Annotated in this window: 12 protein-coding genes and 2 pseudogenes; 11 read left to right on the top strand and 3 right to left on the bottom strand. The window is 73.1% G+C overall.

Annotated features, from left to right (window positions below):
- Positions 1–32: 32 nt before the first annotated feature.
- Positions 33–2,162 (bottom strand): alpha-galactosidase, encoded by a 2,130-nt coding sequence (locus tag ACFYUS_RS08850; RefSeq protein ID WP_388847407.1) that lies wholly within the window; start codon positions 2,160–2,162, stop codon positions 33–35.
- 195 nt (positions 2,163–2,357) lie between these two features.
- Here ACFYUS_RS08850 and ACFYUS_RS08855 point away from each other — a divergent pair, with 195 nt between their 5' ends.
- The 7 genes from ACFYUS_RS08855 to ACFYUS_RS08885 all read left to right on the top strand — a co-directional run bounded on the left by ACFYUS_RS08855 (position 2,358) and on the right by ACFYUS_RS08885 (position 11,335).
- Positions 2,358–3,548 (top strand): ROK family protein, encoded by a 1,191-nt coding sequence (locus ACFYUS_RS08855; protein WP_388847409.1) that lies wholly within the window; start codon positions 2,358–2,360, stop codon positions 3,546–3,548.
- Positions 3,549–3,671: 123 nt separating this feature from the next.
- Positions 3,672–4,958, top strand: coding sequence for an ABC transporter substrate-binding protein (locus tag ACFYUS_RS08860; RefSeq protein ID WP_388847411.1), 1,287 nt, complete (start codon positions 3,672–3,674; stop codon positions 4,956–4,958).
- A complete protein-coding gene (locus tag ACFYUS_RS08865; protein ID WP_388847413.1) occupies positions 4,955–5,944 on the top strand; it encodes a carbohydrate ABC transporter permease in 990 nt (329 codons plus the stop codon). The genes ACFYUS_RS08860 and ACFYUS_RS08865 overlap by 4 nt, the downstream gene beginning before the upstream one ends.
- Positions 5,945–5,951: 7 nt before the next feature.
- Entirely contained in the window at positions 5,952–6,797 is an 846-nt protein-coding gene (locus ACFYUS_RS08870; protein WP_388847415.1) for a carbohydrate ABC transporter permease, read from the top strand.
- A gap of 67 nt (positions 6,798–6,864) precedes the next feature.
- The gene (locus tag ACFYUS_RS08875) at positions 6,865–8,802 is read left to right on the top strand and encodes a glycoside hydrolase family 5 protein (RefSeq protein ID WP_388847417.1); all 1,938 of its coding nucleotides are present in this window, start codon (positions 6,865–6,867) and stop codon (positions 8,800–8,802) included.
- A gap of 80 nt (positions 8,803–8,882) precedes the next feature.
- Positions 8,883–10,637, top strand: a complete 1,755-nt coding sequence (locus tag ACFYUS_RS08880; RefSeq protein WP_388847419.1) for a beta-galactosidase family protein — start codon at positions 8,883–8,885, stop codon at positions 10,635–10,637.
- Between the two features lie 38 nt (positions 10,638–10,675).
- A complete protein-coding gene (locus ACFYUS_RS08885) occupies positions 10,676–11,335 on the top strand; it encodes an HAD family hydrolase (RefSeq protein ID WP_388847421.1) in 660 nt (219 codons plus the stop codon).
- 14 nt (positions 11,336–11,349) lie between these two features.
- Here the strand turns inward: ACFYUS_RS08885 and ACFYUS_RS08890 are convergent, their stop codons facing one another.
- Positions 11,350–12,000, bottom strand: coding sequence for a TetR/AcrR family transcriptional regulator (locus ACFYUS_RS08890; protein ID WP_388847423.1), 651 nt, complete (start codon positions 11,998–12,000; stop codon positions 11,350–11,352).
- 76 nt (positions 12,001–12,076) lie between these two features.
- Between ACFYUS_RS08890 and ACFYUS_RS08895 the strand changes: the two genes are divergently transcribed.
- From ACFYUS_RS08895 to ACFYUS_RS08910, 4 genes and pseudogenes are all read left to right on the top strand, one after another.
- The gene (locus ACFYUS_RS08895; protein WP_388847425.1) at positions 12,077–13,015 is read left to right on the top strand and encodes a zinc-binding dehydrogenase; all 939 of its coding nucleotides are present in this window, start codon (positions 12,077–12,079) and stop codon (positions 13,013–13,015) included.
- A gap of 181 nt (positions 13,016–13,196) precedes the next feature.
- Positions 13,197–14,396, top strand: a complete 1,200-nt coding sequence (locus ACFYUS_RS08900) for a glycosyltransferase (RefSeq protein ID WP_388847428.1) — start codon at positions 13,197–13,199, stop codon at positions 14,394–14,396.
- 153 nt (positions 14,397–14,549) lie between these two features.
- Positions 14,550–14,801: a hypothetical protein gene (locus ACFYUS_RS08905; protein ID WP_388847430.1), complete on the top strand. Its 252-nt coding sequence runs from the start codon at positions 14,550–14,552 to the stop codon at positions 14,799–14,801.
- A pseudogene (locus ACFYUS_RS08910) lies at positions 14,798–15,004 on the top strand (FG-GAP repeat domain-containing protein); the annotation flags it as partial. The gene ACFYUS_RS08905 and the pseudogene ACFYUS_RS08910, both read left to right, overlap by 4 nt.
- 127 nt (positions 15,005–15,131) lie before the next feature.
- Here ACFYUS_RS08910 and ACFYUS_RS08915 read toward each other — a convergent pair.
- Positions 15,132–15,773, bottom strand: a pseudogene (locus ACFYUS_RS08915) (Kelch repeat-containing protein); the annotation flags it as partial.
- Between the last annotated feature and the right edge of the window lie 10 nt (positions 15,774–15,783).

The raw sequence follows: 15,783 nt of genomic DNA on the forward strand, positions 1-15,783 counted from the left end.
GAGTGGTTCCAGGGGGTCGTGGGCGGGGGTTTTCAGGGGGCGACGCGGCGGAGCCGGATCAGGCTGCTGGCGTGGTCGCCGGCGGGCAGGCGCGGGTCGATGCCGTGGCGTACGAGGACGGCGCCGCTGTGGATCCGGTCCGTGTCCACGTCCAGGTAGCGGGCCTCGGGGTCGAGGGCGGGCAGCCGTACGGGGTCGGGGCGGTGCCCGAAGCGGGTGGAGGGGCGCCAGGTGAGGAGCACGTGCTCGCTGTCGTCCGGTGCCGCGTAGTGGACGGCGGTGACGGGCCCGTCGGCCGGGGCGACCCGGTACTGGTGCCCGCGCTGCACGAGCGGCCGGATCGTCTTGTACGCGGCCACGAGCTCGGCGGTCTCCGCGAGTTCCTCCTCGGACCAGGACGTCAGGTCCCCGCCGAGCCCCAGCGCGCCGGCCATGGCGACGTGGAAGCGGAACCGCAGGGGCGTGTGCCGGCCGGTGGCGGTGTTGGGGCTGTCGGTCACCCAGGCGGCCATGGCCTGGGCGGGGAAGAGCTGGCTGAAGCCGTTCTGGATGCCGATGCGGTCGACCGGGTCGGTGTTGTCCGAGGTCCAGGCCTGATCCGTACGGGCGAGGACGCCGAGGTCGACGCGCCCGCCGCCGCCCGCGCAGGCCTCGATGCGCAGGCCGGGGTGGGCGGCGCGGAGCCGGTCCATGATGCGGTGGACGGCCCGCGTGTGGTCGATCCACAGGCGGTCGGGGTCGGGGTGGCCGTCCCAGCCCGCCTCGGTGAAGGCCCGGTTGGCGTCCCACTTGAGCCAGTCGACGTCGTTCTCGCGCACCAGGCGGTCCAGGGTCCGCTGGGCCCAGGCCTCGACCTCGGGCCGGGCGAAGTTCAGGACCAGCTGGTTGCGCAGTTCGGTCGCGTCGAGCCGGGAGGAGTGGACGACCCAGTCGGGATGCGCGCGGTACAGCTCGCTGTCGCGGTTGACCATCTCCGGCTCCACCCACAGCCCGAAGTCCATGCCGAGGCGGTGCACCTCGTCGGCGAGCGGGCGCAGCCCCCGGGGGAAGGCCTCGGGCCGCGGAGTCCAGTCGCCGAGCGCGGACCGGTCGTCGCTGCGGGTGCCGAACCATCCGTCGTCCAGGACGAAGAGTTCGGCGCCGACGCGGGCGGCCAGGTGGGCGAGGCGGATCTGGCCGGCCTCGTCGACGTCGAATCCGGTGGCCTCCCAGGAGTTGTAGAGCACCGGCCGGTCCCGCTCGGGCTCCGGCAGCACGTGCGCGCGTACGTAGTGGTGCCAGGCGCGGCCGGCGGCGCCGAAGCCGTGCGGGGTGAACAGCCCGGCGTACACCGGGGTACGGAGGCTCTCGCCCGGCTGGAGGGTCCAGCTGAGGCCTTCGTGGCCGAAGCCGCCGGTCCAGGTCGTGCGGCCGGTCGGGTCGCGGTGGACGGTGACGCGCCAGCTCCCGCTCCAGGCGAGCGCCGTGCTCCACACCTCGCCCCGGTCCTCGGTCGCGGTGCCGTCGTCGAGGGCCAGCCAGGGACTGGCGTGGTGGCTGGTGAGGCCCCGGCGGCTGGTCAGTACGGTCTCGGCGACGGGCAGCCGGTCGCGCTGGAGCTGGAACTCGCTGTTCCAGCCGCCGACCAGGTGGCTGAGCCGGTAGTCGGGCAGCGGGGGAGCGGTCCAGGACGCCGAGTCGAGCCGGTCGACGGTGATCGGCTCCGGGGTGCCGTCCGGGATCCCGGTGTGGGTGAGCTCCGTCCAGCGCTCGATGACGTCGGTGCCGCCGCGGACGCGGTAGCAGAGCTCGGCCCGCAGGGGCCGGTGCCGGTCGTCGAGGCGCAACCGCAGCTCGCCACCGTCGACGCTGTGGCCCGTGAACCGCCACTGGGCGCCCCTGGTCCCGTCGGCGAAGCGGACCTGGAGGCCGGCCGGTCCGAAGCGCGCCCCGGTCTGCGGCGCGAGTTCGTCGGCCGGCGCGTCGGCCTCGAAGCTGCTCGCGGCGGGGGAGACCGCGTCCGGGAGCCCGGCGAGCGTCGCGGTGTCGAGGGGCGGGCCCCAGTAGAGGTGCCGGGGGCTGCCGTCGGAGGCGAGCCGCAGCGCGTAGAGGCTGTTCGGGGTGCGCAGGACCGCGAGGCCGAGTCCGGGATCGAAGGTGACGGGCGGGAGCGTGGCGTGCACGGAGGCAACCCCTGAGGTGTGGTGAGGAACAGGGTGGAATCCAGGGCGACATGGAGGCATGGCGACACGACACCGGTAAGCGGGTGCGGTGTTCGCGTGGTCCTGGAAAGGCACGGAGGCGGGCCAGAGCGTAGGGCCGTGCCAACTCCTAAATCAATACTGGAAGAAGTTATTTATTTGCTCTATGTTGCTCCCGTGTTTCGACATCGCTCCCGGCCTCTGGTCAGTGCGCCCGCCGAGACCGCGGTCCTGGCCCTGCTCCTCGCGGAGGGCCCCCTCAGCAGAGTGGAACTGGCGCGGCGGACCGGGCTCTCCTCGACCGCCGTCACCAAGGCGGCCAGGCCCCTCATCGACGACGGTTATCTGTACGAACTCCCGCCGGAGCGCACCGCACCCGGTGCCGGTCGGCCGGTCAACCCCCTCGCGGTCGCACCCGACCGGGAGTACTTCATCGGGCTGAAGATCAGCTCCGACCAGGTCTTCGGCGCCGTATGCGATCTGCGGGCCGGGATCCGGGCCACGGCCGTCCGGCCGCTCGACGACTGCACCCCCGAGGCCGCCGCCGCCGTCACGGCCGGACTCGTCGACGAACTGCTCGACTCCGAACCCGCGTTCCGGGCCCGCACGCGCCATTTGGGCGTCGCGGTGAACGGGGACGTGGACCGGGACAGCGGCAGGCTCCGGCGTTCCGGCCTCCTCGGCTGGCGCGACGTTCCGCTCGCCGAACTGCTCACCGCCTCCACCGGTCTGACCGTCACCGTCGAGAACGACGTCAGGGCCCTGACCGTCGCGGAGCACTGGTTCGGCGAAGGCATCGGCACCGAGTACTTCGCCCTGGTCACCATCGGCGCCGGCATAGGGTCCGCCCTCGTCGTCAACGGGCAGCTGCTCAGGGGCGCGTACGGTGTCGCGGGCGAGGTCGGACACGTCTGTGTCGATCCGGCCGGACCGCGCTGCCGCTGCGGTGGGCGCGGCTGCGTCGAGGCGATCGCCTCGATCGACGCGATCCTCGCGGCCGTCCGCCGGGCCACCGGGAACCCGCACCTCACGTTCTGCGAGGTAGCCGATCTGGCCCGGGACGGCCACCCCGCGGCCCGCGAGGCCTTCGCCCGGGCCGGGCAGGCCATCGGGGTCGGCATCTCCGTACTGGTCAACCTCGTCGGCCCGGAGCGTGTCGTCGTCAGCGGCGAGGGCGTCGACGCCTACGACCTGTTCGGTGGCCACATCCAGGACGCGTACGCCGAGCACGTCTTCGGGGCGGCCTCCCGCTGCCCGCTGTCGCTGCGGCCGCTCCCCTGGGAGGAATGGGCCCGCGGCGGCGCGGCCGTGGCGATCCAGGCCCTCTTCCCGCAGTACGCGGTCACCACCACGAACGGCGACGGCTGAGCGATCCGCAGCCGTCGCGCACCACTCCCTGGCCGACGCCCTCCTCTGCCGGCAAGCACTGACGAAGGCGTCGGCCAGGCAGCACATCCGCCCTGCCACACCCCCAACAAAGAAGGACGCGACATGAGCACACGCAGACCAGAGCTTAGCCGACGCGGATTCCTCACGGGATCGCTGCTCGTCGCCGCCGGAAGCGTCCTGTCGACCGCGTGCAGCACCGACCCCGTCGGCGGCGCCGCCGGATCCGGAGCCAAGACCACCCTCAACGTCTGGTACCACGCCTACGGCGAGACCGGGACCCAGCAGGCCGTCCTCCGCTACGCCACCGCCTTCACCAAGGCCAACCCCGACATAGCCGTGAAGGTGACGTGGGTCCCGGGCGACTACTCGGCCAAGGTCAACGCGACCCTGCTGACCGACGCGGCCCCCGACGTCTTCGAGATCGGCGACTTCAGCGAGGGCCTCGTCCACCGCGGTCAGATCGCCGCCCTCGACGACGTGTACGGCAACGCGAAGAGCGACTTCAACGCGAACGCCATCGATTCGGTCACCGTCGACGGCAAGCTCTACGGCGTCAAGATGATCGACGACGTCATGATGCTGTACTACCGCAAGAGCGTCCTCGCGAAGGCCGGGATCGCCCCGCCCAAGACCTTCGACGAGCTCGTCGCCGCGGCGAAGGCCCTGTCCACGAAGAAGAACAAGGGCCTGTTCGTCGGCAACGACGGTCTCGGCGACTCCGCGGTCCTCTCCGTCTTCTCCAACGGCGGCGACCTCGTCACCCGCGAGGGCAAGGTGGCCTTCGGCTCGCCGCAGGCGCTCGAAGCGCTCAAGGGCCTGAAGCGCCTGCACGACGACAAGTCGCTGCTGCTCGGGTTCACCACCGACTGGTGGGACCCCGCCGCCCTCACCCAGAACGTCGTGCCCATGCAGTGGTGCGGCCTGTGGGCGATGCCCGGGATCAAGGACGCGCTCGGCGACGACTTCGGCATCCTGCCCTGGCCCGCCTTCAAGGCCGGCGGCACCCCCGTCGTCCGTGTCGGCGGATGGACCAGCGTCGTCAACGCCAAGGGCAAGAACGTGGCCGCGGCCAAGAAGTTCGTCCAGTGGCTGTGGGTCCAGCAGTCCGACCTCCAGAAGGACTTCGCCGAGAGCTACGGCTTCCACGTCCCGCCCCGCAAGTCCGTCGCGGCGACCGCCGAGAAGCTCTCCGAGGGCGCCGCCAAGGAGGCCGTTGTGCTCGCCGACAAGCACGGGAAGCACAACCCGGGCACCTGGGACACCGCCGTGAGCAACGCCTTCAACGCGGCCGCGATGAAGATCGTCGAGGGCCAGGGCGACCCCGCCGCCCTCATGGCCGACGCGGTGAAGAAGGCCCAGAGCGAGATCGACAAGCAGCAGGGCCGATGAGCTCGGCCACGAACACCACGCTGAAGCCCGAGCGTGCCGGGCGCCCCGCGGTCGATCCGCGGGGCGCCGCCCGGACCGGCCGGGCCCGTCCCGGCCGCTCGGGCTGGGTCGCGTTCATCCTGCTGACCGCGCCGACGCTGGTCGGCCTCGGCCTCTTCAAGTACATCGCGATCGGCTGGAGCTTCCTGCTCAGCCTCAGCGACGCCCGCGGCACCATCGCCCTCGGCCACTGGGTCGGCCTGGAGAACTACCGCCGCCTCCTGTCCGACCAGGCGTTCCGCTCCTCCCTCGTCCAGATCCTGCTGTTCACCGTCTTCATCGTGCCGCTCACCTTCGCCGCCTCGCTCGGTCTCGCGCTGATCGTGCACCGGATCCGGCGCGGCCGGGCCCTGTTCCGCACCACCTTCCTCATCCCGGCGGCCGTCTCGTACGTCGCCGCGTCACTGCTGTGGAAGATGTCCCTGTTCAACGGCCTGCCGGCGGGCATCGCCAACACGATCGGAGGATGGTTCGGAGCGGAGCCCGTCGCCTGGCTGCAGACCACCTCGCCGCCGCTCTACTGGATCGTGCTCGTCACCCTGCGCCTCTGGCTCCAGGTCGGCTTCTACATGGTGCTCTTCCTCGCCGGCCTCCAGGGCATCCCCAAGGAGGTGTACGAGGCCGCCGCGCTCGACGGCGCCACCGGCCGGCGACTCCTGACCAGGATCACCCTCCCCATGCTGCGCAACACCTCCGTCGCCGTACTGATGCTGCTGTTCATCGCCGCCTTCCAGGCCTTCGACGAGTTCTACAACCTCTTCAGCAGCGGTCTCTCCGGCACGGGCACCGCCCCCGTGCAGACACCGCTGGTCCACCTCTACAACACCGCCATGGGCAGCCAGAACTACGGCATCGGCTCCGCCGGGGCCTTCGTGCTCACCGCCCTCATCGTCGGAGTCACCCTGCTCCAGGGCCGGTTCACCGGATTCGGCAGGAGCGGAGAATGAGACACGCATGATCACCCTGCCCGGACTGACCCGATCCGCGCGCCTCCTCGCGCGCGGCCTGCTCGTCGGCCTCCTCACCGCGGCCTTCCTCGCGCCGTTCTACCTGATGCTCCGCAACTCGCTCATGGACTCGCGGAGCCTGACGGCGCCGGAGTGGACGTGGTGGCCCTCGACGATGCACTTCGAGAACTTCACCGACCTCTTCGCCGACCCCGTCGTCTCCATGGGCCGGGCCCTCGGCAACTCGCTGCTCATCGCCGCCGTCACCGCGCCCGTCTCCACGCTCCTCGCCTCCGCCGCCGGCTACGCCCTGGCCCGGATCCCCGTCCCGGGACGCGGCGTGGTGCTCGCCCTGATCGTGGCCACGCTGATGATCCCCGGCTCGGTCACCTTCGTCCCGACGTTCGTCGTCGTCGGCTCCATGGGCGGCGTCAACACGCTGTGGGGCATCATCGTGCCCGGCCTCTTCAACCCGTTCGCGGTCCTGCTCTTCCGCAACTTCTACCTCCAGTTCCCCAGCGAGATCGAGGAGGCCGGCCGGCTCGACGGCCTCGGCTGGCTCGGTCTGTACCGCCGGATCGCCCTGCCGAGCTCCGGCGCCATGCTCGCCTCGCTCGGGGCGCTGTCCTTCATCGACAGCTGGAACGCCTTCCTGTGGCCGCTGGTCATCGGACAGGACCCCTCCGCCTGGACCGCGCAGATCGCGCTGTCCACCTTCCTCACCTCGCAGACCGTCAATCTGCCCGGCCTCTTCGCCGGTGCCGTCGTCACCATCACGCCCCTGGTCGTCATGTTCCTCGTCGCCCAGCGGTACATCGTCGAAGGCATCGCCACCAGCGGCCTCAAGGGCTGACCCCCGCACCGCACCGTCCGCACCACGCACAAGGCAGGCACCTCTCCCCCACCCGTAAGGAGCCCCCGTGACCTCCCGTTTCACCCTGCTCCGACGCGCGACCGCAGTCCTCGCCACCTCGTCCGCACTCCTCCTCGGCACCCTCATCCCCGACGCCGCCGTGGCGGACACCGGGACGGCCCCGCCGCCGGCCCTCACCGGCGCACAGCTCGCCGCCTCCTGGACCGGCCCGCTGTCGACCCGGGACCGGTACGTCGTCGACGCGAACGGCGACCGGTTCAAGCTCAAGTCCGGCAACTGGGCCGGCGCTCAGGGCACCTGGCAGGGCAGCGGCGACGTCAACGACGTCGCCAACCACCAGGCGCGCCAGATGTCGAACAACATCCCGCTCGGCCTCGACCGGAAGCCGATCGCCGACATCCTGGCCGACTTCCACGCCCTGGGCCTCAACAGCATCCGGCTGCCGTTCGCCAACGCGCTGATCCACGACACGAGCGTCGTCCCGGACTCGGCGGTCACCGCCAACCCGCAGCTCAAGGGCAAGACCCCGCTCCAGGTCCTCGACGCCGTCGTCGGCGCCCTGACCGCCGACGGCTTCGCCGTCATCCTCAACAACCACACCACCAGCTACCGCTTCTGCTGCGGCCTGGACGGCAACGAGCGCTGGAACAGCGGCCAGTCCACCCAGCAGTGGATCGACGACTGGGTGTTCCTGGCGAAGCGCTACCAGGCCGACAAGCGGGTCGTCGGAGCCGACCTGCGCAACGAGGTCCGTCGCGACACCTGGGACGACCCCAACTGGGGCTGGGGCGACGACCACGACCTCAACAAGGCCATGGAGGAGGCCGGGAACAAGATCCTCCAGGCCAACCCGGACATGCTCGTCATCATGGAGGGCATCAACTGGCAGGGCATCCCCACCGACATCACCCCCCACGGCCGCCCGATGCTCACCCCCGTCGCCACCCTGTCCAACACCCTGATCCGCTCCGACAAGCTCGTCTACGCCGCCCACTTCTACGGCTACACGGGCCCGAACCACACCGGCGCCACCGGCACCGGTGAGACGCACGACCCGCGCTACGAGGAGCTCACCCCCGAACAGCTCGCCCAGGCCGTCGACGACGAGGCCCTCTTCGTCACCCGGTCCGGCCAGCACTTCACCGCCCCCGTGTGGATCAGCGAGTTCGGCGCCGCCGGCCGCGGCGCCGTCGACGCCCCGGAACGCGCCTGGTTCACCCACTTCACCGACATCCTGGTGAAGAACGACGCCGACTTCGCCATCTGGCCCCTCGTCGGCTGGACCGACGCGAGCGGCACCCCGCAGGACAACTGGGCCATGGTCAACTACAGCGCGAACGGCACCCGGCTCGGCGTCATGGACGCCGGCGACTGGCGCGCCACCGACTGGAACAAGCTCGTCAACGCCCCCGGTCGGACCGGCCGGATCGCCCCGGCCCCGCGCTGGAACATGCTCAACCTGGACTACGCCGACTACAACACCTCCGCCACCATGCTCGCCAAGCCGGACTGGTCCCCGGGCAACCGCAAGGCCACCTGCCCCGACAGCCAGCGCGTGACCGGAATCGCCCGGAGCAGCAGCCGGGGACTGTGCACCGACGCCGGACAGCCCGCGAAGGCGAGCGGCACCTGGACCGTCGTCACCGACGAGCGGTACGTGACCGGCGGCGACTGGGCCAGCGGCTACAACAAGCTCCAGTGCCCCGACCGCACCTTCGCCGTCGGCTACAGCGTGCGCAGCAACGCCATGGCGGCGCTCCTGTGCGCCCCCGCGGCCACCGCCCTCCCCACCAGCGGCCGCGTCCTCTGGTTCGACCGCGGCGACAACCGGCCCGCGACCGGCGGCTCGACCGCCAGCGACTGGGCGCCCGGCCACTACAAGGGCCAGTGCACCGACGGCGAGTACCTCGCCGGCGTCGCCTTCACCTGGAAGTGGAGCCACGGCGGCGTCCCCGACGCCCTGCTGTGCCGTCCGCTCGCCTGACCGCACACCTTCCCCTTCGGCCGGCCGACCCGAACCCGGGCGGCCGGCCCGTCCTCCCGCACCTGAGGAGCACCACCACCATGCCCCGACTGGAGATCGCCGACGACGGATTCCGTCTCGACGACCGCCCGTTCCGCATCATCTCCGGAGCCCTGCACTACTTCCGGATCCACCCGGACCAGTGGGCCGACCGCCTCCGCAAGGCACGGCTCCTCGGCCTCAACACGGTCGAGACCTACGTCCCGTGGAACCTGCACGCCCCGCGCCGGGGCGAGTTCCACCTCGACGGCGGCCTCGACCTGCCCCGGTTCCTCGACGCCGCGGCCGCCGAAGGACTCCACGTCCTCCTCCGCCCCGGCCCGTACATCTGCGCCGAATGGGAGGGCGGCGGCCTGCCCTCCTGGCTGCTCACCGACGAGGACATCGTCCTGCGCAGCCGCGACCCCCGCTTCCTGAGCGCCGTCGACGACTACCTCGGCGCCCTCATGCCGACGATCAAGCCCTACCTCGGCAGCAACGGCGGGCCCGTCCTCGCGGTCCAGGTCGAGAACGAGTACGGCGCGTACGGCGACGACACCGCGTACCTGGCCGAACTCGCCGCCCTGCTGCGCCGCCACGGCGTCGACGTCCCGCTCTTCACCTCCGACCAGCCCTCCGACCTCGCCCCGGGCAGCCTCGACGGCGTCCTGGCCACCGCCAACTTCGGCAGCCGCACCGCCGCCGGGCTCGCCGCCCTGCGCGAGCACCGGCCCCGGGGCCCCCTGATGTGCATGGAGTTCTGGATCGGCTGGTTCGACCGCTGGGGCGGCATCCACGCCCGCCGCGACCCGGCCGACGCCGCCGCCGAGCTCGACCTCCTCCTCTCCGCCGGCGCCTCCGTCAACATCTACATGTTCCACGGCGGCACCAACTTCGGCTTCACCAACGGCGCCAACGACAAGGGGACGTACCGCCCCACCGTCACGTCCTACGACTACGACGCCCTCCTCGACGAAGCCGGCGACCCCACCCCCAAGTACGCCGCCTTCCGCGAGGTCATCGCCCGCCACGCGCCCGTGCCCGCCGACCCGCCGCCCGCCGCCGGGCCGAAGGCCGCGTACGGCGCGGTCGAACTCACGCGTACGGCGGGGCTGCTCGACCAGGCCGACGCCCTCGGCACCCCGGTGGCCGCCGACCGGCCGCTGACCATGGAGGAGCTCGGCCAGCCGTTCGGATTCGTCCTCCACGAGACCGAGCTGGCCACGCCCGGACCGGCGCTGCTGCACGTCGAGGACGTCCACGACCGCGCCCAGGTCTTCGTCGACGGGCAGCCGGTCGGCGTCCTGGAGCGGGAGAACCACGAGCACGCCCTCGCGTTCACCGTGCCCCGCGCGGGAGCCCGGCTCGCCGTCCTGGTGGAGAACCAGGGCCGCGTCAACTACGGGCAGGCGCTCCACGACCGCAAGGGGCTCCTCGGCCGGACCACGGTCAACGGGGCCGAGCCCGCCGTCTGGCACAGCCGAGCCCTGCCCCTCGACGCCCTGGACGCCCTCGACCTCCGGCCCTTCGACGCCGGGCGTCCGCCGGTCGGACCGGCCTTCCACCACGGCACCTTCACCGTGGAGGAGCCCGCCGACACCTTCCTCCACCTCGACGGCTGGACGAAGGGCCTGGCCTGGATCAACGGCTTCCCCCTGGGCCGCCACTGGTCCCGGGGCCCCCAGGCGAGCCTGTACGTCCCCGCCCCGGTCCTCAGGCCCGGAGTCAACGAGGTCACCGTCCTCGAACTCCACGCCTCCGCCACGCGCCGGGTCCACCTGCGCGACACGCCCGCCCTCGGGGCCACCGAGGAGTGAGCCGGCAGCCCTCCGCCCCGACCCCCAGGGAGCCCTCCGTGCCCACCGAACTCCACGCGGTCCTCTTCGACATGGACGGCACCCTCGTCGACACCGAGCGGCTCTGGCTGCGGACGGTCGAGGAGGAGGCCCTCGGCCTCGGCCTCGACCTGACGGAGGCCGACCGCGCGTTCGTCCTCGGCCAGGCGATCGGGGTCTGCGCGGAGCACCTCTCCGGGCGCGCCCCCGGCCGTACCGACACCGCGCGGATCGGCGCGTCCCTCGAACGGGGCTTCACCGAGCGGGTACGAGGACAGGTCGAGCCCCTGCCCGGGGCCGTGGAGCTCCTCGCGGCGATCCGCGCCGCGGGGGTGCCCACGGCGCTCGTCTCGGCCTCGCCGCGGACGGTCGTGGACACCGTCCTCGACGTCCTCGGGCGGCACCGCTTCACCACCTCCGTCGCCGAGGGGGAGACCCCGCGCACCAAGCCGTTCCCCGACCCCTACCGGGCGGCCCTGGCCACCCTCGGCGTCGATCCGGCCCGTTGCGTCGCCGTCGAGGACACCCCGACGGGCGTCGCGTCCGCGGAGGCGGCCGGCTGCGCGGTCCTGGCGGTGCCCTCGTACGCCGCCATCGCCCCGGCACCGCGCAGGACGATCGCGCGCAGCCTCCTGGACGTGGACCTCACCCTCCTCCGGGGGCTGACCGCCACTCCGTGAGGCCGCCGCCGGGTTCAGGCCCGCGGTTCGGCGGTCGCGGCGAGCGCCGAGGGCAGTTCGGCCGCGGTGGCGCGGAGCCGGCGCACGAGGTCCTCGGGCGTGTGCCCGGCCGGCTGCGCCACCCAGGCGTCCAGGGCCCGGTGGAACAGCACGACGAGCAGGTCGAGGGCCAGCCGGGCGTGCAGCTGCCCGCCGGGGCCGGGGAGGGCGAAGCGCCGCTCGGTCACGGCGAGCGCGGACCGCGTGGTGCGGTCGCAGAAGGCGAGGCCGTGCGCGTCCATGGAGGGCGTACGGGCGGCGAGGTGACGGCTGGTGAGGACGCGCCCGGCCCAGCCGTCGGCCGGCATCCGGCCGACGGCCTCGGCGAGGGCGTCCTCGAACAGCGGAAGAAGCCCCCGGCCGTCGGCCGGGCAGGTCTCCAGGACGTCGAGGAAGGCCACCCACAGGTCCTGGGTGGGGGCCATGGCGACGTCCTCCTTGCTGTCGAAGTACCGGAAGAAGGTCCGCTTCGACACCTCGGCCGCGTCGCAGAGCGCGTCGAGCGTCACCCCGTCGAAACCGTGGGCACCGAACAGGTCGAGGGCGGTGTCGATCAGCACCTGCCGGGTGCGCAGCTTCTTGCGCTCGCGGAGCGAGGGGGAGGGGGAGGAGGTTTCGGCCGTCATCGTGACCACTGTATCGGAGCGGCGAACGCTACCTATAGGCTTATGCCACTCAGTGGCAGAATCTTGGAGGTCTCCCATGCGCGCGCTCCTCGTCGACCCCTCCGCCCCCGGCGGCCTCAGGCTCGGCACCGCCCCCGACCCCGAGCCCGCCCCCCACCAGGCCCTGATCCGGGTGACCGCGACCTCGCTCAACCACGGCGAGATCGCCTTCGGCCTCGACGCCGCCCCGAAGGGCTCGGTCCTCGGCTGGGACGCCGCCGGAATCGTCGAACGGGCCGCCGCGGACGGTTCGGGCCCCGTCGTCGGCACCCCTGTGGTGACCCTGATGCCCGACGGCGCCTGGGCCGAACTCCGCGCGGTCGACACCGCCCTCATCGGCACCGCCCCCGCCGGGTCCGACCCCGCCTCCCTCGCGACCGTCCCCGTCGCCGGCGCGAGCGCCCTGCGCGCCCTGCACCGCCTCGGTCCGCTCCTCGGACGCGACGTCCTGATCACCGGGGCCACCGGCGGCGTCGGACGGTACGCCGTCCAGCTCGCCCGCGCCGCGGGTGCCCACGTCGTGGCGTCCACGAGCTCCCCGGCCGCCAACGGCGCGCTCCTGCGCGGCCTCGGGGCGCACGAGGTGGTCGGCACGCCGAAGGAGACCGCCCGGCCGGTGGACGGGGTGATCGACCTGGTCGGCGGCCCGCTGCTCGTGGAGGCGTACGACACGCTCGGCGAGGGCGGCACCCTGGTCGCCCTCGGGCACTCCGCCGGCACGGGCGAGGACTTCCCGTTCGGGGCGCTCTTCGGCGACCAGGGACGGCACGACCGGTCCGTCGTGACCTTCTTCCTGCTCAACTGCGCCGGACTCGACCGCGACCTGAGCTGGCTCGCCCACCGCGTCGCCGACGGGACCCTCGACCCGGGCATCACCTGGCGGGGCGGCTGGGACGACGCGGCCGACGCGGTCGCCGCCCTGCGCGCCGGAGACCTGCACGGCAAGGCGGTCCTGGCCATCGGCGAGACGTCCTGACCGCCGGTGAGCCGATCCTGACCGCCGGCCGGACGTCCTGACCATCAGCCGGACGTCCTGACCGTCGGCCGGACGTCTTGACCATCAGCCGGACGTTCTGACCATCGGCCCGACGTCCTGACGATCGGCCAGGCGGAGAAATCGCGGGCGTGACCAGGCCGGGAGGCCGGAGAATCGCGCCATGCGCATCGTGATCATCACCGCCGGCTCCCGGGGAGACGTCGCCCCCTTCACCGGCCTGGGACGGCGCCTGCTCGACGCCGGCCATCAGGTCGCCGTGGCCGCACACCCGTCCTTCGCCGCACTCGTCGGCGACTGCGGTCTGGAACACCGGCCGGTGCCGGGAGACCCCCAGGGGCTGGTCCGGGACTGGGCCCGGGCGGCCTCGCGGGAGGAGGCCCAGGCGCTGACGAGGGCGTACGCGGACGGGATCGCCGACGGGGTGGCGGAGGCCGTGGAGGGCGGCGCCGACCTGCTCCTCACCGCCCACGGCCCGGCGCCGCTGAGCCGCACGGCCGGCGAGGCCTTCGGCATCCCCGTCATCGGCACCTATCTCGTACCGTCGTTCGCCACCGGAGAGTTCCCGCTGCCCCACGCCCGGAACACCGACGGCCGGAGCCCGGAGGACAACCTCGCCGCCGGCCGGGACGTGCTGCGGCGGGCCGAAGGGGTCTTCGCGGGCGCCCTGACCCGGCTGCGCGACCGCCTCGGACTGCCCGACGACACGCCCTCGGCGGCGGCGGACATCCGCCCCGCCTTCCACGGCTTCAGCCCGCTGGTCGTGCCGCGCCCCGCGGACTGGCCGCCCGGGGTGGAGGTCACGGGCTACTGGTGGCCCGCGCGGCCGCACGCCTGGCAGCCCCCGGCCGCACTCGTCGACTTCCTCCAGGCCGGTCCGCCCCCGGTGTTCATCGGCTTCGGCAGCATGGCGGCGGGCCAGGGCGAACGGCTCGGCGAACTGGTGGCCGAGGCCGTGGAGCGGGCGGGCGTGCGCGCGGTGGTGCAGGCGGGCTGGGCCGGGCTGAGCGTCGGCGGCGCCGACGTCCTGGCCATCGGCGACGTCCCGCACGACTGGCTGTTCCCGCGCACCGCCGCCGTCGTCCACCACGCCGGGGCGGGCACCACCGCGGCCGGGCTGCGGGCCGGGGTGCCCGCCGTGCCCGTACCCGTCATGTACGACCAGCCGTTCTGGGCCGCCCGGCTGCGCGAACTGGGCGTCGCCCCGCGGGCTGTGCCGTTCCGGGACCTGACCGCCGAAGCCCTCGCCGACGCGATCACGGCCTGCCTGTCCGACCCGGCCCTCCGCCACCGCGCGGCCGCACTCGGACGCGCGATCGCCGCGGAGGACGGAGCCGCTCCGCTGCTCGCCCACATCGGCTGAGACGACGCCGGCCGCCGCGGGGGCGCGTGCGGCGCGTTCCGGCGTGCGAGGTGCGGGGTGTGCTTCGAATGGCGTGGATGTCGTGGATGCCTCAGAAAGCATCGGTGCACTAGCTTTCCGTACACCCGGGCCGATGATCACGTGGGGGCTGTGGTGGCCGTCAGCAGCGATTCCACGACGAGCGCGGCCGGCGGCGGGCCCGGCACCGGGAGCACCCCCGCCTCCGTCCCCGCACCGCGGGCGGCGCCCGCCGTGACCCTGCCGAAGGGCGGCGGAGCCCTCAAGGGCATCGGCGAGAAGTTCGCGGCCGATCCGGTGACCGGCGCCGGAGCCCTGGCCGTGCCGGTCGCGGCCACCCCGGGCGTTCGGGCTTCGGAGCCGAGTCCGTCCCCCGCCCCTCACTGACCCCGGCCCCCGGAGCCCGGTTCCTCGATCTCGCGGGAGACGGACGCCCCGACCTGGTGAGCTTCGTCGGATCCGCCCCCGGCTTCCAGGAACACGCCGCCGACGGGACCGGGGAGCCGCGCACCCCCTTCGGTTCGCTGCCCGACCGGGACTGGGCGGACCCGAACCTCCGCTTCGTCGACCTCGACGGCGATGGACTCGCCGACGTCCTCGTCGCTGAGTACGACGCCCTGGTCTGGCACCCCTCGCTCGGCGAGGACGGCTTCGGACCCGGCCGTCGTCGAGCCGCACCGCCGGGTGACCGAACCGGGCGTCCGTCATCGGGGCGCGCACCCTCGTCCACCGCCGGCTGTCGGGGTCGAACAGCTCGGCGGACCGCAGGGTGCGCAGGGAGTGGTCGTCGCGGGCCGTGCAGCCGCCCGCGACGAGGACGCGGCCGTCCTCGAGGGCCGTCGCCGAATGCGAGAACCTGCCCTGGGCGAGCCCGCCGACGGGGATCCAGCCACCGCTTCCGGGGTCGTACAGCTCGGCCGTGGCGAGACCGACCGGGGGCACTCCGGGTCCGGCGCCGATGCCGCCGGTCACCAGGATCCGGCCGTTCTCCCTACGGGTCACGGTGTGCAGCCGGCGGGCCTGCGCGAGCGGCGGCGTGGACCTCCAGACACCGGTCGACACGGTGAGGACCATGCTGCCGCCGGTGGGCAGCCGCCGCCCGTCCTCGCCGCCCGCGATCAGCACCTCGTCGTCGCCGAGCACGGCCGCCGCGTCGGCGGGCTGCGCCCGGAACCCGGCGTACGGCATGTCCCGCGCCGGCTGCCAGGTGCCGGGGGTGATTCCCGCCGTCGCGGTGCGCGAAGTCCTGTCCCCGAAGCCGCGGCCCCGCGGCGGGCGCATCCGTTCCCACGCGATGCCGCACCTCATCTCGTCGGGGCGTTGCTCCCCGGGGAGTTGGGCGCGGACACACGGCGTCATCCGTCCGGAG

The organism is Streptomyces sp. NPDC004284, assembly GCF_042874035.1.
Taxonomy (GTDB): domain Bacteria; phylum Actinomycetota; class Actinomycetes; order Streptomycetales; family Streptomycetaceae; genus Streptomyces.